The sequence below is a fragment of the Gordonia sp. LMA484 genome (assembly GCF_058129505.1).
In genome coordinates this window covers 2,680,771-2,700,010 of sequence record NZ_CM176700.1, presented here as the reverse complement: position 1 = coordinate 2,700,010, position 19,240 = coordinate 2,680,771, and the positions used below count along the sequence as shown (strand labels likewise).

The following is a 19,240-nucleotide window of genomic DNA, read 5'->3' as shown; positions in this document are numbered from 1 at the left end:
ATGCTCGAGATCGATGGCGTGTCGGTCCGTTACGGGTCGACGGTGGTCCTCGAGGACCTGAGCTGGACGGTGGGTACATCCGGGTCGGTGGTGACCGCGCTCCTCGGGCCGTCGGGATGCGGCAAGTCGACCCTGATCCGGGCGGTGGCCGGGTTGGAACCGTTGAGCGGCGGAGCGATTCGGTTCGATGACGGCGATCTCGCCGAAGTTGCGGCACATCGTCGCGACTTCGGCGTCGTGTTCCAGGACGGTCAGCTGTTCCCCGGCCGGACCGTCGCATCGAACATCGCGTACGGACTGCGGATGCGACGATGGCCGCGATCGGAGATCCGTACGCGCGTAACGGAGATGCTCGACCTCGTCCGCCTGCCCGACTTCGGTACCCGGCGGGTGGACGAGCTGTCGGGAGGGCAGGCGCAGCGGGTCGCACTGGCCCGTGCGCTGGCCCCGCGGCCACGGTTGCTGCTGCTCGACGAACCGCTCGCGGCTCTGGATCGGCTGCTCCGTGACCAGCTGGCGACCGAGATCGGCGAGATCGTGCGGGCCGCGGACACCCCGACCGTGGTGGTGACCCACGATCACACCGAGGCCGCGCTGATGGCCGACACCATTTCCGTCATGCGGGGCGGGGAACTCGTGCAAACCGCTGTGCCGGAACGACTCTGGTCGCGTCCCGTCGACGAGTGGACCGCCCGGTTCCTCGGTGTGACGACGGTGATCGACGCCGAGATCGTCGGAGGTTCCGCCTCGACCGCCCTCGGCCACGTGTCCGTCGACCTGCCCGACGGGCGAATTCTGCTGGGACTGCGACCCGAGTCGGTGCGCGCAGAGGGCGGCGCTGCTCCGGTCCCGGCGGCTCCGGAACCGGCGGCTCTGAACCCCACGGCTCTGAACCCCACGGCTCCGAACCCCACGGCTCCGAACCCGACTGCACCGAACCCGACTGCTCCGGATCCGACTGCGGCCGGGATCGTCGCGATGGTCGCCGACCTGCCCAGTGGTCGGCGACTGCGGGTTCGGTCGGATGCCGGTGACGTGGACGCGGTCACCTCCGAGCCGGTCGCGATCGGTGACCGGGTGCACCTGAGGGTGGTGCCCGAGCGTGTGGCGGTGATCGGCCCATGAACGAGATCCGCTGCGAGCACGACCCGGTGCGGGATCCGCGCGTGGTCGTCGCGGGCGCCATCATCGACGGCGGTCGTCTGCTGTTGGCGCAGCGTCGCTACCCGGCCGAGGTCGCAGGTCTGTGGGAGTTGCCCGGCGGCAAGGTGGAACCGGGGGAGACCTGGGAGGCCGCGCTCACGCGGGAACTGACCGAGGAGATCGGTGTGACGGTGCGCGTCGGCGCCGCGCTGCGCGCGACGGTCCCGTTGCGGGCCGACCTCAGGCTGATCGCACTGCGTGCCCAGATCGTCGACGGCAGTCCACACCCGTCCGAGCACGAGGCGCTGCGCTGGGTCGATGCCGATGCACTGCGGGCACTCGCGGACGGCGGGCACCTGGTGCCTGCCGACACGGCGTGGGTCGCCGAACTCCTCGAGGACCTCGGGGGCTGACAGCGCGACCGGCGGGCCGGGTGGGCTACTGCTCGGGCGTCGACGGGGGCCGCAGTGCGGCCCGCTGAGCGGGTCACCCGACCGAGTGTGAAAGTATTGCCTCTGTACCCGGGCTGCCCTTTGGTCGCTGTGACGGCGATCTCACGAAGGATTCCGTTACGCTTGACCGGGCCGATCTCGGTCTGAGAACCCGATCCGAAAGACGAGTCAGTGAGCGCTGTCCACAATTTCCGCAACGTCGCGATCGTCGCGCACGTCGACCACGGCAAGACCACGCTGGTCGATGCGATGCTGCGCCAGTCCGGCGTCTTCGGCGAACGCGCCGAGCTCGTCGACCGCGTGATGGATTCCGGTGACCTCGAACGCGAGAAGGGCATCACCATCCTCGCGAAGAACACCGCCGTACACCGTCGTCAGCCCGACGGCACCGAGGTCGTCATCAACGTGATCGACACCCCCGGCCACGCCGACTTCGGCGGCGAGGTCGAGCGCGGCCTGTCGATGGTCGACGGCGTGGTCCTGCTGGTGGACGCATCAGAGGGCCCGCTGCCGCAGACGCGCTTCGTCATGCGCAAGGCGCTGGCGGCGTCCCTGCCGGTCATCCTCGTGGTGAACAAGACCGACCGCCCGGATGCTCGAATCCAAGAGGTCGTCGACGAGAGCCAGGATCTGCTCCTCGACCTGGCCTCCGATCTCGACGACGAAGCGGCCGCCGCGGCCGAGCTCGCGCTGGAACTGCCCGTGCTCTACGCCTCCGGCCGGGCCGGAATCGCCAGCCAGGAGCAGCCCGCCAACGGCGAGGTCCCGGCCGGCGAGAACCTCGACCCGTTCTTCGACGTCCTGCTCGAGCACGTGCCCGCCCCGAAGGGGGATCCCGAGGCTCCGCTGCAGGCGCATGTCACCAACCTCGACGCCTCGGCCTTCCTCGGTCGCCTCGCGCTGGTCCGCATCCACAACGGAACCATGCGCAAGGGTCAGCAGATCTCGTGGTGTCGTGAGGTCGACGGCGAGCCCGTGGTCGAGAAGGCCAAGATCACCGAACTCCTCGCCACCGTCGGCGTCGAGCGCGCACCGGCGGAGTCGGCCGCGGCCGGCGACATCGTGGCAGTCGCGGGCATGCCCGAGATCATGATCGGTGACACCCTCGCCGACCTCGACGACCCCAAGCCGCTCCCGCGGATCACCGTCGACGAGCCGGCGATCTCGGTGACCATCGGCACCAACTCGTCGCCGCTGGCCGGCAAGGTCTCCGGTCACAAGCTCACCGCGCGCATGGTCAAGTCGCGCCTGGATTCCGAACTGGTCGGCAACGTCTCGCTGCGGGTCCTCGACATCGGCCGTCCCGATGCCTGGGAGGTCCAGGGTCGTGGCGAGCTCGCGCTGGCCATCCTGGTCGAGCAGATGCGCCGCGAGGGCTTCGAGCTCACCGTCGGCAAACCCCAGGTGGTCACCCGCAAGGTCGACGGCAAGGTGCAGGAGCCGTTCGAGCACCTCACCGTCGACGTGCCCGAGGAGTATCTCGGCGCGGTCACCCAGTTGCTCGCAGCCCGCAAGGGGCGCATGGAGCAGATGAACAATCACGGCACCGGCTGGGTCCGGATGGAGTTCATCGTGCCCTCGCGCGGTCTGATCGGGTTCCGCACCGACTTCCTCACCGAGACCCGTGGCACCGGCATCGCGAACGCCGTGTTCGACGGCTACGACTCGTGGGCCGGGGAGATCCGGGCGCGTCACACCGGTTCGCTGGTCAGCGACCGCACCGGTTCGGTGACACCCTTCGCGATGATCCAGCTCGCCGACCGTGGCACGTTCTTCGTCGAGCCCGGTGCCGACACCTACGAGGGCATGGTCGTGGGCATCAACCCGCGCGCCGAGGACCTCGACATCAACGTCACCCGTGAGAAGAAGCTCACCAACATGCGGCAGTCGTCCGCCGACGTGATGGAGACACTTGCCAAGCCCATGCAGCTCGAACTCGAGGGCGCGATGGAGTTCTGCGCTGCCGACGAGTGTGTCGAGGTGACTCCGGAGGTCGTGCGGGTGCGTAAGGTTCATCTCGACGCGTCGACCCGCGCCCGGGAACGGTCGCGGGCGAAAACGCGCGATCAGGCGGTCGGATAGGGCAGGGGAATGGCCGTGCCCGGGGTGGCTACGGGCGCATCGTGACCTTGGGGGTACATCTGGTGAGTCGTTGGCATGCGAGATCGATGTCGGCTCGGTTCACAGGGCTGCCGACGATCCGCCGTCACGGCCGGTTGGTCGCGCTCGTCGGAGCGCTCCTGCTGCTGGTCTCGGCATGCATGTCGAACCCGCCACCACCCGTGCGCGAGACGGCTCCACCACCGACACCCACCGAGTACCCGACGGAGAAGACGGTCTACGTCGCCACCGACTCGGTGGGCGGCGGATTCAACCCGCACATCGGAGCCGATCAGGGAATCGTCACCACCGCGGTGGCCGCCATGACACTGCCCAGTGCGTTCCGCCCGGTCGACACACCCGCAGGGGTCGTCTGGCAGCGTCAGGATGCGTTGATCACGTCGGCGTCGGTCACCTCGACGGATCCGTTCACCGTCACCTATCACATCCAGACCAACGCCCAGTGGTCCGACGGTCTGCCGGTCACCGGAGACGATTTCTCCTATCTGTGGCAGCAGATGTCACGCCAACCCAACGTGGTCGCCCCCGCCGGCTACCGCCTGATCGACTCGGTGCAATCCCGGTCCGGCGGCAAAGAGGTCCAGGTGACGTTCGCGCGCCCCTACCCGGCGTGGCGTGAGCTGTTCACCGACCTGCTGCCCAGCCACATCCTGCGCGGGGCGCCTGCGGGTTTCCAGACCGGCATGGACAGCGGAAAACCGTTGTCGGCCGGGCCGTTCGCGATCGTTTCCATCGACCAGACGCGTGACGAGGTGCGCCTGGTGCGCAACGACCGTTTCTGGATGAAGACGCCGACCCTCGATCAGGTGGTGCTGCGGCGGGCCGGGACGGCCTCACAGATGGTCGACTCCGTTCGTTCCGGTGATTCGGCGGTCACTGCCGTCCGGACCGGTCCTGCGACCACCGCCGAGCTCAGCGCGGTGCCCGGCCTGGCGACCCGACGCAACCCGACGTCGCGGGCACTGTCGATCAGCGTCAACGCGCGAACGTCGACCATGCGTTCGTTGCCGACGCGGCGTGCGATCCTGGGGATGATCGACCCGCAACTGGTGACCCTTGCCGGGGCCGGCGACGACAACGTCACCCCGTTCGCGAACACCGTCTTCGCGCCTACCGATCGTGGCTACTTCCCGGTGACCCGGACGCGACCATCGGCGGACACGATCGCCGCCCTGCTGGCCGACGAGGGCTACCAACGCGCCGCGCCGGAATCGGAGCCCCGCGCGTCCACCGCCGCGGGCGCATCGAGCAGTCCGACCGCATCGAGCAGTCCGACCGCATCGAGCCCGTCGACGACCGAATCGTCCTCGAGCGATCCCGGATCGGGAGCCGCTGACGGCGACGTCGCCGTCGAACCGCTGCCCACCGGGATCGCCCCATACCAGAAGGACGGCGAGGACCTCACCGTCCGCGTCGGGGCCATCAGCGGTGACCCGCGGTCGACGTCGGCCGCGGCGAACATCGTCGACCAGTTGCGCGGGCAGGGAGTCCGGGCCGCGGTGGTGGCGCTGCCCAACAGTGAGCTCTACGGCGTCGCGCTGACGAACGCGCGGGTCGACCTCGTCATCGGATGGCAGGGCCTCGGGGTACCGCCGGCCGCCGCGCTGGCCAGCCAGGTCGACTGCGACCAGCCCAAGCCGGGGACGGCCCCCTCGCTGTCCACTCCGCCCACGCCGGCCAGCGTCGCGCCCGGACAGGTCGGAGCCAACGACGACAGCTATGCCAGCAACGTGTCCGGTATCTGCGATCCCGAGCTGATCGGACTGGCGCGCGACGCGCTGTCGGCGGCCGATCCCATCCCGCAGCTGACCGCCGCCGAACCGTTGCTGGCGGCACAGTTCGTCTATCTGCCCGTCTACCAGGACAGCATGTTCGTCGGCGTGACCGACAAGGTGGCGAACGTCCCGCTGTCCGGGCCGATCCAGGTCGCGATCTTCGGCGACACCGTGGCGTGGGAGCAGCGATGACCAACACCGATCGACGCCTGCTCCTGCTGCACGCGCACCCCGACGACGAGACGATCATGACCGGCGGCACGATCGCCCGGTACCTCGCCGAAGGGGTCGATGTCCGGGTCCTGACCTTCACGCTCGGTGAAGAAGGTGAGGTCATCGGTGACGAATGGGCGCAACTGGCCGCGGACGGCGGCGCCGACCAGCTGGGCGGGTACCGAATTCTGGAACTGAGTCGGGCGCTGGCCGCACTGACACCGTCGGGCCGCGAGGCGCTGCGCCCGCGCTTTCTCGGAGGAGCGGGTCACTGGCGTGATTCGGGGATGGCAGGGGCGCCGTCGGCCGAGCACCCGCGCGCGCTCGTACAAGCGGCTTTCGCCGACCTGGTCGCCACGCTCGTCGACGAGATCGTGGATTTCGCGCCGCAGGTCATCGTCACCTACGACAACGCGGGCACCTACGGTCATCCCGACCACAAGCTCGTCCACGAGTCGACGGTGGCTGCGGTGCCGCTCGTGCGTGACCGCCTCGGCGGTGGGGACGTTCCCGGTCCGAAGGTCTACGAGTCGGTCACCGAACGGTCCGCACTCGAGGCCGGGCTGGTGGCTGCGCGCCCGCGGGTGCCCAGCGGCTGGCGACTGCCCGACGTGGCCGAACTGCCCAGCCATCCCGACACCGCGGTGACCACCGAGATCGACATCGCGCCGTACCTCGGTCGGAAGGCGGCCGCGCTCGCTGCGCACGCCACCCAGGTGACGGTCTCCGGCTCCCGAACCGAGTACGCGTTGTCGAACAACATCCTGCAGCCGATCTTCGACCGGGAACACTTCATCCTCACCTCCGAGCCGGCCCATCCTGCGGTCCCGGGCCGCCGGGAGACCGACTTGTTCGCCGGAGTGTCGTGATGCGAGTCATCGACCGAGCCCTGCTGGTGTTCCTGATCATCGACGGCTTCGTGATCGGCGTGATGTCCGTCGCCTTCGCCTACCTGCGTTTCGGCGGGATCGCGATACCGCTGGCCGCGCTGATCGCAGGTGTCGTCAACTGCGTCCTGCTCTGGCTGGCCGCCTGCATCACCGACGGGCCGGTGCGATACCTGCCGCTGCTGGCCTGGCTGCTCGCCCTCGTCGTCGGGGCCCTGCCCGGTCCCGGCGGTGATGTGGTGCTGGTACCCGATGGGGTGTTGATGCTCCCGACCTTGGCGTTGCTGGCGATCGGCGCAGGTCTCCCGGCCGCGCTGGTGTGGTCGGGCCGGTTGCCGATGCCCGACGATGCCTGACCCCGTGACGACGCCGACATCGGGGGCCCGTCGGTGCGGCCGCGCGTGCGGTTAGAGTGAGGGAATGGTCCTGCGGGAGTGGGCTCAGGACGCGCACGCCGCGGTGGAGGAAGCCCGGGAAGCACTGCGTCATGTCTCCGACGACCCGTCCTCGCTCGGCGACGACGAGTGGGTGGCGCTGTTGGGCTCGTCCGGCGCCGAACTCGACGAACTCTGCGCGCTGGCCGACGGAGCCCGGCGACGGGTCATCGGCGGCGACACCCTGACGTTCGTCGTCAATCGTAATCTCGACACCGCGGTGGTCGGTGGCGGCGACGCGGTGCCCTCGCCGGCGGACCTCGTCGCCGAGGCGTGGCGGCTCGGGGCGACCGAGATCTGTCTGCAGGGGCCGCTGCCCGCCGACGCGCCGAGCGATGGATATCTGCGCCTCGTCCGGACCATCCACGATGCGGCGCCGGGCATGCACCTGCACGCCTTCCGACCCCCCGAGGTGCGTGATGCGGCGGCGCGGATGGGTATCCCGATCGCCGACTTCCTGAGTCGTGCCCACGATGCCGGCCTCGGATCGGTGCCGGGCACGGCCGCGCAGGTTCTCGACGACGAGGTCCGGTCCCGCCTCACCGAGGGTGGCGCACCCCCGATCGAGGACTGGATCGACTCGATCGAGACCGCCCACCGGGTGGGACTGTTCTCCACCGCGACACTTCTGTACGGTCACGTCGAGACTCCCCGGCACCAAGTCGCCCATCTGCGGCTGCTCAACGAGATCCAGAGCCGTACCGGTGGTTTCAGTGAGCTGATCCTGATGCCGCTGCTGCCGGCCAATGCGGCGCCGCACCTCGCCGACGTCGCCACCGCGACCGTGTCGCGACGGGAAACGCGTGCGCTGCACGCCGTGGCCCGACTCCTCACGCTGGGGCGGTTCGATCACCTGCAGGTGGCGTGGACCAAACACGACCGGGACACCACCGAACAACTGCTGGGCGGGGGAGTCGACGACATCGGAGGCCTGCTCATCGACGGCGAACTGATGCCAACCGCGGGCCAGGAGGCCGGCCACGTCCTCGAGATCGACGAACTCGTCGACCTTGCGGCGCGCGCGGGACGTACACTGCGCCAACGCAACACCGATTATTCCGATCCCTCGCCCGACCGCCTGCTCCAGATCCCACAGGTGCGTCCATGATCGCCCGCCCGTCAGCGGCTGCACTCGAGGTGGACGTCGCGATCGTGGGCGCCGGATTTGCCGGGATCGGCATGGCCACCCGGCTGGCCCGGAGTGATCGCGAGTCCTTCGTCGTCCTCGAGCGTGCGGATGCCGTCGGGGGCACCTGGCGGGACAACACGTATCCCGGGATCGCCTGCGACATCCCGGCCCATCTCTATTCGTTCTCCTTTCGGCCACCATGGGATTGGGAGACCCTCTACCCGCGCGGCGCCGACATCCAGCGCTATCTTCAGCAGACCGTGCAGGACGAGGGGCTCACGCCACACATCCGGCTCGGCTGTGAACTCGAGCAGGCTCGATGGGACGAGTCCGTGTCCCGGTGGCATCTGGCCACCGGATCGGGGCCCGTGTCCGCCCGGGTTCTGGTGATGGCGGTCGGTCGACTGTCCGAGCCGCACTTCCCCGAGGTCGATGGGATCGAATCCTTCACCGGCACAGTCGTTCACACCGCGCAATGGCGTGACGACCTGCTCTCCGGCGGCGAGCGGATCGGCGTCGTCGGTACCGGTGCGTCCGCGGTCCAGGTCATCCCGCACCTCGCCGAGGGTGCCGAGGAGCTCGTCGTGTTCTCGCGCACACCGCCCTACGTCGTTCCCCGCGACGATCGGGTGATCTCCGAAGAGGAGCGCGCCGAGTTGCGCATCCCGGAGAACGCGGACTCGCTGCGCGACCGGATGCTGGTCGACGCCGACAAGGCGTTCCGGCAACGACTCGGCCTGCATCCCGACATCGACGTGATCCGTGACCGCGCCCTGGGTCATCTCCGCGACCAGATCAGCAGCCCGGCATTGCGCACCGCGCTCACCCCCGACTACGAGATCGGCTGCAAGCGAATCCTGCTCAGCGACGACTTCTACCCGGCGCTGCAACGTCCCAACGTGGTCTTCGAGGCGAGCGCCCTGGAATCGGTGGTCGAGTGCAAGGCGCGGGCGATGAGCGGCCAGACCTACGACCTGGACGTGTTGGTGATGGCGACCGGGTTCCAGGCCGGCCGACCGCCGGCGGCGGTGCGGATACGGGGTCGTGGTGACCGCGTACTGGCCGAGCACTGGTCCGACGGCATGGTGTCGTACGCCTCCACGGCCGTGAGCGGGTTCCCGAACATGTTCGTGCTCGACGGTCCCAATGCCGCGCTCGGCCACAACTCCGCGATCTACATGATCGAGACACAGCTCGACTACGTTCTCGGTGCACTGGACTACCTGGGCGACAGCGGAAGTCGGTCTCTCGAGGTGTCGGCTGCGGCAGAGGCGGCCTACACCAGGGAGATCGACGAACGCAGCGCCTCGACGGTGTGGCTGACCGGATGTGACAGTTGGTATGTGGACCCCGGCAGCGGACGGCTCACCCTGCTGTGGCCGGGCACCGCGGCGTCGTTCCGAGAACGCAACGGTGCCTTCGACCCACAGCCGTACCTGGTCGCACCGCGACACCCCGACCCTAAGGATCAGCACGGATGACCGATGCCGTATCGACCGCGTCCGCACTGGCGGCGGCGCGATCCGGAGAACAACTCGACACCGCGCAGGCGACCGCCCTGCTCGCCGCTTCCGGCGACGATCTGGTCGAGCTGCAGGCGATTGCCGGCGCGGTCCGCGACGCCGGTCTGGCCGAGGTGGGCCGGGCGCGGCAGATCACCTACTCCCGCAAGGTGTTCATCCCGTTGACCCGACTGTGCCGTGACCGCTGCCACTACTGCACCTTCGTCACCGTGCCGGGCAAACTCGCCCGCGACGGGCACGGGATGTACCTGGAGATCGACGAGGTGCTCGAGATCGCCCGCGAGGGCGCACTTCTCGGCTGCAAAGAGGCGCTGTTCACCCTCGGCGACCGACCCGAGGCGCGGTGGGCGCAGGCGGGTGACTGGCTCGCGGCGCGCGGCTACGCCTCCACATTGGAGTACGTTCGCGCGGCGGCGGTGGCGGTACTCGAGGAGACCGGCCTGCTCCCGCATCTCAACCCGGGAGTCATGAGCGCCGAGGAGATGCGGCGCCTCCGTCCGGTCGCGCCGTCGATGGGGATGATGCTGGAGACCACCTCGCGGCGGCTGTTCACCGAGAAGGGCCAACCTCACTACGGTAGCCCCGACAAAGATCCGACGGTTCGGCTGCAGGTACTGGAAGATGCCGGTGCCGAACGGATTCCGTTCACCACCGGAATCCTGGTTGGTATCGGCGAGTCGCTGGTCGAACGCGCCGAGTCCCTCCTGTCGATCGCGGACGTGCACCGCAGGCACGGCCACATCCAGGAGGTCATCGTGCAGAACTTCCGCGCCAAGCCGGACACGGCGATGCGCGGGAACCCGGACGCCGAGATGACCGAGTTCCTCGCGGCCGTCGCGGTGGCGCGCGTCGTGCTGGGACCGCACATGCGGGTGCAGGCGCCACCGAACCTGGTGTCCGCCGAGGAATGCGCGGCGCTCATCGCGTCGGGTATCGACGACTGGGGTGGGGTCTCGCCGTTGACGCCCGATCACGTCAATCCCGAGCGCCCCTGGCCCAACCTCGACGCGCTCGCCGAGATCACCGCGGCGACCGGCCACACGCTGACCGAGCGCATCACGGCGCAGCCCCCGTACGTTCTCGGCCGGACAGAATGGATCGATCCGTCACTGGCCGATCACGTCGGCGCGGTCGCCGACCCGGCGACCGGCCTGGCCGCAGCAGTGATCCCGCAGGGACGTCCCTGGCCCGCGGTCGCCTGACCCGCCGACAGAACCCGACCTCGCGCCGACAGAACCCCAGATCCCGCCGACAGAACCCCAGATCCCGCCGACAGAACCCGACCTCGCGCCGACAGAACCCCAGATCCCGCCGACAGAACCCCAGATCCCGCCGACAGAACCCGACCTCGCGCCGACAGAACCCGAGTTCGCGCCGAGAGAACCCGGCGCGGGTCAGGAAATAGCGGTGGGCAACGCCCGGAGCGCTTCGTAGCCGCCCACCACATCGGTGGCGCGGTGCAGACCGAGTTGTTGCAGCGAGGCCGCGGCCAGGCTCGAGGTGTACCCCTGTGAGCACAGGATGATCCACCGCACGTCATGATCGACGGCCTCCGGTACCCGGGCATCGCTCGCCGGGTCACACCGCCATTCGAGGACATTGCGTTCGATGACCAGTGCTCCGTCGGCCTCACCCTCGGCGGCGCGCTGGGCGGCCGGTCGGATGTCGACGAGGACGCCACCCGCGGCCACCTCTGCCGCGACCGCGGCAGCGTCGAGACGTACCAGTCGGTCACGCGCTTCGAGAAGCAGATCGTCGATGGTCGGCATCAGGGTCACTCCGGTTCGTCGGTCAGTTCGGTGCGGGTGCGTCGCAGCGTGTGATGGTCGGTCACCGCGTAGTAGGACATCGCCGTCAGCGGCGGGGAGTACGCGTGCACACTCAACGTCGGCGTCACGGGTTCGGCCAGGGTATCGGGCGATGCCGAGGGCGTGACGGTCAGCGAGTCATGTCGTTGCACATCATGCACCCAGCCCAGCGGAAACGAGGCCTGATCACCCGCGGTCAGGATACGCAGTGTCAGGTCGTGGCCGGTCCACCGATACTCGCGCAGCGCGCCGCTCAGAACAGTCAGGGCGCCCAGTGACCCGGCGTGATCGTGCAGTTCGGTCGACCGGTCCGGCGTCCAGCTGATGAGCCACAGATCGAGATCGTCGTCCGACTCCAGTCGGGTCGCCCAACGTTCGACCGGATCCCATCGGTGTGGGAGCAGATCGTCATAGGCACCGTCGATGACGTCGGCGACGCCCTGGTCGGTGATACGGAGCAGATCGGCCGGGCGCAGCCGCGTCGGCAGGTTCGCGGTACGGGCCTGGGTCGGATCGAACCGGGGGTGGTGAGAATCCGGACGTCGCAACGTGGTGGTCATGGGGTCCTTCGAGTGGGGTCAACGGGGACGGTGTCAGGTCGGACGGCCCGGACACATCGCGCTGCGGACCCCACCGATGGGTGCGTGTTCTCTCACGTGTCCCAGGTTCGCTGCACGATCCCGCGACGTCGAGAGTTCGACGCCGGCTGATCACAACCTCGGTCCGGCAGTGTGATCCCCGTTACGCCCTGCCGGGCGAATGGGGGCGGGGGTCGGTGACCTCTTCGGGCGCCCGATACTCTTGGGGGCGGACTGCTGTGCAACCGACCCGATGATCGGGGGTCGCCGCGTGGTTCGAGACGAGGCGCGACCAGCCCACGCGCCGTGCCGACAGCGACGCCGCGGCAGCGATCGCGGGAGGCCAGCGAGTTTGCAGCGAAGGAGAGTGTGGTGACGTACATCATCGCGGAGCCCTGTGTGGATGTTCTGGACAGGGCCTGCGTCGAGGAATGCCCGGTGGATTGCATCTACGAGGGTGGCCGGATGCTCTACATCCAGCCCGACGAGTGCGTCGACTGCGGAGCCTGCGAGCCCGTGTGCCCGGTGGAGGCGATCTTCTACGAGGATGATGTGCCCGACGAGTGGGAACCGTACGTCAGCGCCAACGCCGACTTCTTCGACGATCTGGGGTCGCCGGGCGGCGCCAGCAAGGTCGGCAAGACCGAACACGATCCTGCGTTCATCAAGGGCCTGCCCCCGATGAACGAAGAGGAATGATCTCCGGCCAGTGAACACGCCTGGGTTTGCGACACGTCGCCGGGTCAGCGCCATCCTCCCCGATTTCCCCTGGGACACCATCGGAGCGGCCCGGACACGTGCGACCGCACATCCCGGCGGCATCGTCGACCTGTCGGTCGGGACTCCGGTCGACCCGGTCGATCCGATCATCCGTGACGCTCTGGCCGCATCATCGGAGTTCCCCGGCTACCCGACGACGATCGGTACCACCGAACTGCGGGAATCCGTGGTTGCCGCCATGGAACGACGCTACGGTGCGTCAGGTCTCGACGAATCGGGAGTGCTGCCGGTCATCGGGACCAAGGAGGCGATCGCCGGGATCGTGTCGACGCTCGGCATCGGTGCCGGCGACGTCGTGGTGATTCCCGAGATCGCCTATCCCACATACGAGGTCGGCGCACTCCTGGCGGGCGCGACGCCGGTCCGGGCCGACTCGACCGTGCAGTTGGGCCCGATGTCTCCGGCGCTCGTCTTCCTCAACTCGCCGTCGAACCCCACCGGCAAGGTGCTCGGCGCCGACCACCTGCGCAAGGTGATCGCGTGGGCCCGCGAGCGCGGCGCGATCGTGGTGTCCGACGAGTGCTATCTGGGTCTCACCTGGGAGGGCGAAGCATATTCGATCCTCGATCCGCGTGTGAGCGACGGTGACCACACGGGCCTGATAGCGGTGCATTCGCTGTCCAAGGTGTCGAACCTGGCGTCCTACCGCGCGGGATTCCTCGCCGGCGACCGGGAACTGATCGCCGAACTGCTCGCGGTCCGCAAGCACGCCGGGATGATCGTCCCATTCCCCATCCAGGGTGCGATGGTGGCCGCGCTCGACGACGATGTCCACGCGGACGCTCAGCGCGAGCGCTACCGGGCCCGGCGTGCGCTGTTGCTCGACGCGGTCGGCGACGCCGGGTTCCGTGTCGATCATTCCGAGGCCGGCCTGTACCTGTGGGCCACCCGCGACGAGGACAGCCGGACCACTCTTGACTGGCTTGCCGAACGCGGCATCCTGGTGGCCCCGGGCGACTTCTACGGTCCAGCCGGATCACGCCACGTCCGTATGGCGCTCACCGCGACCGACGAGCGAATCGCCGCCGCCGCCGAGCGGTTGCGCGGCTAGCGACTCGTCGGCGGCGACTCAGTTCTTGTGCAGGGCCTCGTTGAGTGCGATGCCGTCACCCTTCCATCCGACGACCTCGACGGCCCCGGTGAGGCTGTTGCGGCGGAACAGCAGGTTCGACTGCCCGGCCAGCTCGCGGGCCTTGACCGACGAGCCATCCGGTCCGGTGACCTTGGTACCGGCGGTCACGTACAGGCCCGCCTCGATCACGCAGTCGTCGCCGAGGGGGATGCCGCAGCCCGAATTCGCGCCCAGCAGACAGCGCTTGCCGAGGGAGATGATCTCCTTGCCGCCGCCGGACAGCGTGCCCATGGTGGAGGCGCCACCGCCGATGTCCGAACCGTCGCCGACGACGACGCCCGCGGAGATCCGCCCCTCGACCATCGAGGATCCGAGAGTGCCCGCGTTGTAGTTGACGAATCCCTCGTGCATGACGGTGGTACCCGGCGCGAGGTGTGCGCCGAGGCGCACCCGATCCGCGTCGCCGATGCGTACGCCGCCGGGCAGGACGTAGTCGACCATGCGCGGGAACTTGTCCACGCTGTAGACGGTGACGGGGCCGCGGGCGCGCAGTCGCGCGCGGGTGGACTCGAAACCGTCGATGGGGCAGGGGCCGTGATTGGTCCAGACGACGTTGGTCAGCAGACCGAAGATGCCTTCGAGGTTCGTCGAATGCGGGGTCACGAGTCGGTGCGAGAGCAGGTGCAAACGTAGGTACACGTCGTAGGCATCGGTCGGCGCGGCCGACAGGTCGGAGATCGAGGTGCGCACGGCGACGGTTTTGACGCCGCGTGCGGCGTCGGTACCGACGAGGTCGCGCAGCTCACTCGGGACGCCGTCATCGTCGAGCGTGACGGTCTCCGACATGGTGGGACTGTTCAGCTCGGGCTCGGGAAACCACACGTCGAGGACCACGCCCGGGTCGGCGGACCCCCCGTTGGTCACCGTGGCAATACCGGTTGCGAAAGCGCCATTAGTCGTCACGGGAGGACAGCCTACCGGGATGGTGGATACTCGATGCCATGACCGTCTCGCCCGGTTCCGAGACGATGGGACGGGTGGCCGACGGTGCACCCGTCTATCGGGAACGTCGGCTCGCCGACGTGGCAGGCACTCTGTGGGCCACCCGGCACGATGCCGGTTGCGCGCTGGTCCTGCCCGATGGCTGTATGGACCTCATCTGGACCGGCAGTCGGCTCCTGGTCGCCGGGCCCGACACACGGCCACACCCTTATCGGTCGGAGGTGCCCGAGCAGATGGTCGGTCTCCGGCTCGATCCCGGCGTCGCGCCCGGTGTGCTCGGTGTGCCCGCCGAGGAACTCCGCGATCGGCGCGTGGAGCTGGCCGACCTGTGGCCGCACGGGCAGGCTCGGCGCTGGGCGGAGATGATGGCCGACGCCGACGATCCATCCGTCGTCCTCCACCGGTTGGCGGGGCTACGCCGATGGGAGCGTCCGGCGTGGCTCGCGCCGGTGGCCTCGGCGTTGACCGACGGCATCAGTGTGGACGACTGTGCCGACCGGGTCGGGGTGTCGCCTCGCACACTCCACCGCCACTCGGTCCGCTACTTCGGGTATGGGCCCAAGACGTTGCAGAGGATTCTGCGGCTGCGGGCCGCGATGGCGGATCTGGCAGCCGGACAGGATATCTCAGCGGTCGCGTTCCGCCGCAACTTTGCCGATCACCCGCACATGCATCGGGAGTTCCTCGAGCTCGCCGGCCGCGGACCGGCGACCTTCGTGCTCTGATCGACCGGTGCCTCAGCCGAGCGCGCAGTAGAGGTCGACGGGATTGCCGTCCGGATCGACGACGACGGCGTAACGCTGGCCCCAGACGGCGTCGAAGGGGTCGAGCTGGGACCGGTGGCCCGCCGCGACGAGTCGTCGGCGCTGTGCGTCGACGTCGGCGGGTGTCGCGCATTCGAACGCCAGCGCCATGCGATGCCCGCCGGTCGGCTCGGACCAATCCGGGGTGAACGATGACACCACGTCGCGGGTGTCGAACATGATGCGCATCGCGCCGACAGATGTTTCGGCGTGCGGGGCCTCCTCGGCTCCGTCGGGAAACGTCAGGCCGCAGAGCCGGTAGAACGCGACGGCGCCGGCCATGTCGGCCGTGACGATGGACAGGGCGTTGAGAGTGGGTCGTGGACCGTTGTCGGAACTCATGGCGCCGACGCTAGTAGGCGATCATCGTGTCGTCTTGAATGTTTCGGACAACCTGTCGGCGAGGGAGCGGATCCCGCACCGCAGTGCGAGCACTGGACCGTGTGGGTTCCGTGCCCCATCGGGACGATGGGCAGGCCCCGGATAGGTGCGAGACCGTGGTATCTCGTCCAACGTGGGGTCAGTTGGCGAACACGCAGTCGACCGCGGCCTCGAGGACGGTAGATTGGGCGATGCTTCTGTCGGCGATGGTCAGGAGGCCACATGATCCGCGGCATGCACGGCATGTTCTATTCGTCCGAGGCGGCGGCGCTTCGTGACTTCATCAAGGACAAACTCGCTCTGCCCGCGAACGACACCGGGGGCGGTTGGCTCATCTTCGACGCGCCCGAGGCCGATCTCGGTGTCCATCCGACCGACGAGAACGGCCCGCCGTCGGGGACCGCGGACATCTCGTTCTACTGCGACCAGATCGAACAGACCGTCGCGGACCTGAAGGGCCGTGGCGTCGAGTTCATCGATGAGATCGCCGACCACGGATACGGTCTCGTCACCCATTTCACGGTGCCGGGTGATTTCACCGTCCAGCTGTACGAACCCAGATACGAGAAGTGATCGGCGAGCATCGGGCGCTACGGTGAACAGATGACCGCCACCGACCTCGACCTGCACGGCGACCCCGTCGAACTGACCGCGGCGCTCGTCGACATCGAGAGCGAGTCGCGCAACGAGACCGCCATCGCCGACGCTGTCGAAGCCGCCCTGCGTTCCCAGACAACCGGTTTCGAGATCATCAGGCACGGCAACCGCGTCCTCGCCCGTACCGATCGCGGGTGTGCCAGCCGCGTGGTCCTCGCCGGACACCTCGACACGGTGCCGGTGGCGGGCAACCTCCCGCATCGCCGCACCACCGAGCCCGACGACGGCGAGGTGCTGCACGGGTGCGGCACGGTCGACATGAAGTCCGGGGATGCTGTGTTCCTCCATCTCGCCGCGACGATGGCCGAACCGGCGCACGACCTGACCCTGATCTTCTACGACTGCGAGGAGATCGCGGCGAAATACAACGGTCTCGGTGTGATCGAGCGCGAGTTGCCGCAGTGGCTGACCGGCGACGTCGCGATCCTCGGGGAACCGACCTCGGGCCTGATCGAGGCCGGGTGCCAGGGCACTCTGCGGGTCCGGATCTCGGCGAGCGGCGTGCGGGCACATTCGGCCCGATCCTGGATGGGCGACAACGCGATCCACAAACTGGGCGGGGTGCTGACCACATTGTCGGCTTATGATCCGCGCACCGTCGACATCGACGGCTGCGAGTATCGGGAAGGGCTGTCGGCGGTGGCCGTCGCCGGGGGCGTCGCCGGCAACGTCGTACCCGACGAAGCCTACGTCGACGTCAACTTCCGGTTCGCGCCGGATCGTGACGTCGAGCAGGCGACCGATCATGTTCGCGAGGTGTTCGCCGCTCATCTCGACGGTGGCGAACTGGGGTTCGACGTCACCGACGCCGCGGCCGGAGCGCTTCCGGGACTGGCGAATCCGGCGGCAGCAGCACTGGTCGAGGCGGCCGACGGCAGGTTTCGCGCCAAGTTCGGGTGGACCGACGTCTCGCGGTTCTCGGCACTGGGCATTCCGGCGGTGAATCTCGGTCCCGGGAATCCGAGTCTGGCCCATCGCGTCGACGAGCGCGTCCCGGTCGAACAGATCGGTCAGGTCTCCGACCTGCTCCGGTCGTTTCTCTCGGGGTAGTGGACTCGGCGTCGTGCACTAGCGTGAAGGCATGTCCGACACGCATTCCGATCCCGCCGCCGAGCCGGGTCGACATCGCGCCGACGTTCCGGCCACATCCGATCTGGAGACCTGTTACGTCGGTCCCGTCCGAGTCATTCGTGAGCCCGGTGATGCGGGTCCGACCACCGATCGCAGACTCCTGGAGTGGGTCGACCCACGGGACAAGGATCTGCGGGCCGAACGGACCACGCGGGATGCGTGGCGCGTACTGCGGATCCAGTCCGAATTCGTCGCCGGTTTCGACGCGATGAGCGAGGTGGCCGAGGCGGTCACGGTCTTCGGCTCGGCGCGACTCGTCCCCGGCAGCGACGACTACGACCTCGCCGTCCGGCTCGGCCGGGCACTCGGTGAGGCCGGCTACGCGGTGATCACCGGGGGAGGACCGGGCGCGATGGAGGCCGCCAACCGAGGAGCCTGGGACACCGATGCACAGTCCATCGGCCTCAACATCGAGTTGCCGTTCGAGCAGCACCTCAACGAGTGGGTGGATGTCGGCATGCATTTCCGCTACTTCTTCGTTCGTAAGACCATGTTCGTCAAATACGCACAAGCGTTCGTCTGCCTCCCGGGCGGCTTCGGCACGCTGGATGAGATGTTCGAGGCGTTGACGCTGGTACAGACGAAGAAGGTGGTCAGGTTCCCGATCGTGCTCATCGGACGCGACCACTGGGCCGGTCTCGTCGGCTGGATGCGTGATGTGCTCCTGGCCAAGAAGATGATCTCCACCGACGACCTCGACCTGCTCTACGTCGTGGACGAGCCGTCGGAGGCGGTCGACATCATCGCCGCCGCCGCGTCGGGACGGGCCGGTCGATGAGCGCGATCTGTGTCTACTGCGCGTCGGGACCGGTCGCCGGCGAGTACCTCGATCTCGCGGCCGAGCTGGGTGCCGCACTGGCGGCCGAGGGACACACCGTGGTCTCCGGTGGCGGCAACATCTCGATGATGGGTGCGCTGGCCGAGGCCGCGCGGGCGGCCGGGGGCTCGACGGTGGGCATCATCCCGCGAGCGCTGATGGAACGCGAGGTCGCCGATCTGGGAGCCGACGAGCTGGTGGTCACCGAGACCATGCGCGAACGCAAGCGACTGATGGACGAACGGGCCGACGGTTTCATCACGCTCCCCGGCGGCATCGGGACGCTCGAGGAACTCTTCGAGACCTGGACCGGCGGAGTCCTGGGCATGCACGCGAAGCCGGTCGTGCTCCTCGACCCGTTCGAGTTCTACGAGCCGCTGCTGTCCTGGCTGGACGATCTGCGTGGACGGGGCTTCGTCGCCCAGCGCGCGCTGGACCGGCTCCTCGTCACCGATTCCATACCAAAGGCCATCGAGTTTGCTACTGCTCGGTAAGGTGGGGCGAGCAGTCCGTCAACGCGCGTTGTCAGAATGC

20 protein-coding genes are annotated in these 19,240 nt (G+C 68.5%); 16 read left to right on the top strand and 4 right to left on the bottom strand.

Annotated features, from left to right (window positions below):
- The 9 genes from AC4AMJ_RS11835 (at position 1) to cofG (ending at position 10,879) form a co-directional block, all read left to right on the top strand.
- Positions 1-1,125, top strand: coding sequence for an ABC transporter ATP-binding protein (locus tag AC4AMJ_RS11835; protein ID WP_489918117.1), 1,125 nt, complete (start codon positions 1-3; stop codon positions 1,123-1,125).
- The gene (locus AC4AMJ_RS11830; protein WP_489896432.1) at positions 1,122-1,556 is read left to right on the top strand and encodes a (deoxy)nucleoside triphosphate pyrophosphohydrolase; all 435 of its coding nucleotides are present in this window, start codon (positions 1,122-1,124) and stop codon (positions 1,554-1,556) included. Before AC4AMJ_RS11835 ends, AC4AMJ_RS11830 begins: the two co-directional genes overlap by 4 nt.
- Before the next feature lie 210 nt (positions 1,557-1,766).
- Positions 1,767-3,677 (top strand): translational GTPase TypA, encoded by a 1,911-nt coding sequence (typA, locus tag AC4AMJ_RS11825; RefSeq protein WP_489896431.1) that lies wholly within the window; start codon positions 1,767-1,769, stop codon positions 3,675-3,677.
- An 86-nt stretch (positions 3,678-3,763) separates the two neighbouring features.
- Entirely contained in the window at positions 3,764-5,683 is a 1,920-nt protein-coding gene (locus tag AC4AMJ_RS11820; RefSeq protein WP_489896430.1) for an ABC transporter family substrate-binding protein, read from the top strand.
- A complete protein-coding gene (gene mshB, locus AC4AMJ_RS11815) occupies positions 5,680-6,573 on the top strand; it encodes an N-acetyl-1-D-myo-inositol-2-amino-2-deoxy-alpha-D-glucopyranoside deacetylase (RefSeq protein ID WP_489918116.1) in 894 nt (297 codons plus the stop codon). Before AC4AMJ_RS11820 ends, mshB begins: the two co-directional genes overlap by 4 nt.
- Entirely contained in the window at positions 6,573-6,947 is a 375-nt protein-coding gene (locus tag AC4AMJ_RS11810; protein ID WP_489896428.1) for a facilitated glucose transporter, read from the top strand. The genes mshB and AC4AMJ_RS11810 overlap by 1 nt, the downstream gene beginning before the upstream one ends.
- A gap of 64 nt (positions 6,948-7,011) precedes the next feature.
- A complete protein-coding gene (locus AC4AMJ_RS11805) occupies positions 7,012-8,133 on the top strand; it encodes an FO synthase (RefSeq protein WP_489896427.1) in 1,122 nt (373 codons plus the stop codon).
- A complete protein-coding gene (locus tag AC4AMJ_RS11800) occupies positions 8,130-9,635 on the top strand; it encodes a flavin-containing monooxygenase (protein WP_489918115.1) in 1,506 nt (501 codons plus the stop codon). The genes AC4AMJ_RS11805 and AC4AMJ_RS11800 overlap by 4 nt, the downstream gene beginning before the upstream one ends.
- Positions 9,632-10,879 carry a 7,8-didemethyl-8-hydroxy-5-deazariboflavin synthase CofG gene (gene cofG / locus AC4AMJ_RS11795; protein WP_489918114.1) on the top strand — a complete coding sequence of 416 codons (1,248 nt, stop codon included), beginning with the start codon at positions 9,632-9,634 and terminating at the stop codon, positions 10,877-10,879. The genes AC4AMJ_RS11800 and cofG overlap by 4 nt, the downstream gene beginning before the upstream one ends.
- A gap of 192 nt (positions 10,880-11,071) precedes the next feature.
- On the opposite strand, the gene AC4AMJ_RS11790 is transcribed toward cofG, so the two are convergent.
- The gene (locus AC4AMJ_RS11790; RefSeq protein WP_489896424.1) at positions 11,072-11,446 is read right to left on the bottom strand and encodes a rhodanese-like domain-containing protein; all 375 of its coding nucleotides are present in this window, start codon (positions 11,444-11,446) and stop codon (positions 11,072-11,074) included.
- A gap of 5 nt (positions 11,447-11,451) precedes the next feature.
- The gene (locus AC4AMJ_RS11785; protein WP_489918113.1) at positions 11,452-12,045 is read right to left on the bottom strand and encodes a cupin domain-containing protein; all 594 of its coding nucleotides are present in this window, start codon (positions 12,043-12,045) and stop codon (positions 11,452-11,454) included.
- A gap of 387 nt (positions 12,046-12,432) precedes the next feature.
- Between AC4AMJ_RS11785 and fdxA the strand changes: the two genes are divergently transcribed.
- Both fdxA and dapC read left to right on the top strand, forming a co-directional pair.
- Positions 12,433-12,762: a ferredoxin gene (gene fdxA, locus AC4AMJ_RS11780; RefSeq protein ID WP_489896422.1), complete on the top strand. Its 330-nt coding sequence runs from the start codon at positions 12,433-12,435 to the stop codon at positions 12,760-12,762.
- A 10-nt stretch (positions 12,763-12,772) separates the two neighbouring features.
- A complete protein-coding gene (gene dapC, locus AC4AMJ_RS11775) occupies positions 12,773-13,894 on the top strand; it encodes a succinyldiaminopimelate transaminase (RefSeq protein ID WP_489918112.1) in 1,122 nt (373 codons plus the stop codon).
- Between the two features lie 18 nt (positions 13,895-13,912).
- On the opposite strand, the gene dapD is transcribed toward dapC, so the two are convergent.
- On the bottom strand, positions 13,913-14,878 hold the full coding sequence (dapD, locus tag AC4AMJ_RS11770) for a 2,3,4,5-tetrahydropyridine-2,6-dicarboxylate N-succinyltransferase (RefSeq protein ID WP_489896420.1): 966 nt from the start codon (positions 14,876-14,878) through the stop codon (positions 13,913-13,915).
- Between the two features lie 38 nt (positions 14,879-14,916).
- Here dapD and AC4AMJ_RS11765 point away from each other — a divergent pair, with 38 nt between their 5' ends.
- Positions 14,917-15,642: a helix-turn-helix transcriptional regulator gene (locus AC4AMJ_RS11765; protein WP_489918111.1), complete on the top strand. Its 726-nt coding sequence runs from the start codon at positions 14,917-14,919 to the stop codon at positions 15,640-15,642.
- Positions 15,643-15,654: 12 nt separating this feature from the next.
- Here the strand turns inward: AC4AMJ_RS11765 and AC4AMJ_RS11760 are convergent, their stop codons facing one another.
- A complete protein-coding gene (locus AC4AMJ_RS11760) occupies positions 15,655-16,062 on the bottom strand; it encodes a VOC family protein (RefSeq protein ID WP_489918110.1) in 408 nt (135 codons plus the stop codon).
- A 261-nt stretch (positions 16,063-16,323) separates the two neighbouring features.
- On the opposite strand from AC4AMJ_RS11760, the gene AC4AMJ_RS11755 reads away from it, so the two are divergent.
- The 4 genes from AC4AMJ_RS11755 to AC4AMJ_RS11740 are packed head-to-tail and all read left to right on the top strand — an operon-like array spanning position 16,324 to position 19,200.
- Complete coding sequence (locus AC4AMJ_RS11755) at positions 16,324-16,674, top strand: VOC family protein (protein WP_489896416.1); 351 nt, start codon at positions 16,324-16,326, stop codon at positions 16,672-16,674.
- Between the two features lie 30 nt (positions 16,675-16,704).
- On the top strand, positions 16,705-17,808 hold the full coding sequence (gene dapE / locus AC4AMJ_RS11750) for a succinyl-diaminopimelate desuccinylase (protein ID WP_489918109.1): 1,104 nt from the start codon (positions 16,705-16,707) through the stop codon (positions 17,806-17,808).
- 31 nt (positions 17,809-17,839) lie between these two features.
- Complete coding sequence (locus AC4AMJ_RS11745) at positions 17,840-18,667, top strand: LOG family protein (RefSeq protein ID WP_489896414.1); 828 nt, start codon at positions 17,840-17,842, stop codon at positions 18,665-18,667.
- The gene (locus tag AC4AMJ_RS11740; protein WP_489896413.1) at positions 18,664-19,200 is read left to right on the top strand and encodes an LOG family protein; all 537 of its coding nucleotides are present in this window, start codon (positions 18,664-18,666) and stop codon (positions 19,198-19,200) included. Before AC4AMJ_RS11745 ends, AC4AMJ_RS11740 begins: the two co-directional genes overlap by 4 nt.
- The last annotated feature ends 40 nt before the right edge of the window (positions 19,201-19,240 follow it).

Bases quoted from the DNA above. Each gene is read 5' to 3' on its own strand.
- AC4AMJ_RS11835 (WP_489918117.1), top strand. From the start codon at position 1: ATGCTCGAGATCGATGGCGTGTCGGTCCGTTACGGGTCGACGGTGGTC.
- AC4AMJ_RS11830 (WP_489896432.1), top strand. From the start codon at position 1,122: ATGAACGAGATCCGCTGCGAGCACGACCCGGTGCGGGATCCGCGCGTG.
- AC4AMJ_RS11820 (WP_489896430.1), top strand. From the start codon at position 3,764: ATGTCGGCTCGGTTCACAGGGCTGCCGACGATCCGCCGTCACGGCCGG.
- mshB (WP_489918116.1), top strand. From the start codon at position 5,680: ATGACCAACACCGATCGACGCCTGCTCCTGCTGCACGCGCACCCCGAC.
- AC4AMJ_RS11810 (WP_489896428.1), top strand. From the start codon at position 6,573: ATGCGAGTCATCGACCGAGCCCTGCTGGTGTTCCTGATCATCGACGGC.
- AC4AMJ_RS11805 (WP_489896427.1), top strand. From the start codon at position 7,012: ATGGTCCTGCGGGAGTGGGCTCAGGACGCGCACGCCGCGGTGGAGGAA.
- AC4AMJ_RS11800 (WP_489918115.1), top strand. From the start codon at position 8,130: ATGATCGCCCGCCCGTCAGCGGCTGCACTCGAGGTGGACGTCGCGATC.
- cofG (WP_489918114.1), top strand. From the start codon at position 9,632: ATGACCGATGCCGTATCGACCGCGTCCGCACTGGCGGCGGCGCGATCC.
- AC4AMJ_RS11790 (WP_489896424.1), bottom strand. From the start codon at position 11,446: ATGCCGACCATCGACGATCTGCTTCTCGAAGCGCGTGACCGACTGGTA.
- AC4AMJ_RS11785 (WP_489918113.1), bottom strand. From the start codon at position 12,045: ATGACCACCACGTTGCGACGTCCGGATTCTCACCACCCCCGGTTCGAT.
- AC4AMJ_RS11765 (WP_489918111.1), top strand. From the start codon at position 14,917: ATGACCGTCTCGCCCGGTTCCGAGACGATGGGACGGGTGGCCGACGGT.
- AC4AMJ_RS11760 (WP_489918110.1), bottom strand. From the start codon at position 16,062: ATGAGTTCCGACAACGGTCCACGACCCACTCTCAACGCCCTGTCCATC.
- AC4AMJ_RS11755 (WP_489896416.1), top strand. From the start codon at position 16,324: ATGATCCGCGGCATGCACGGCATGTTCTATTCGTCCGAGGCGGCGGCG.
- dapE (WP_489918109.1), top strand. From the start codon at position 16,705: ATGACCGCCACCGACCTCGACCTGCACGGCGACCCCGTCGAACTGACC.
- AC4AMJ_RS11745 (WP_489896414.1), top strand. From the start codon at position 17,840: ATGTCCGACACGCATTCCGATCCCGCCGCCGAGCCGGGTCGACATCGC.
- AC4AMJ_RS11740 (WP_489896413.1), top strand. From the start codon at position 18,664: ATGAGCGCGATCTGTGTCTACTGCGCGTCGGGACCGGTCGCCGGCGAG.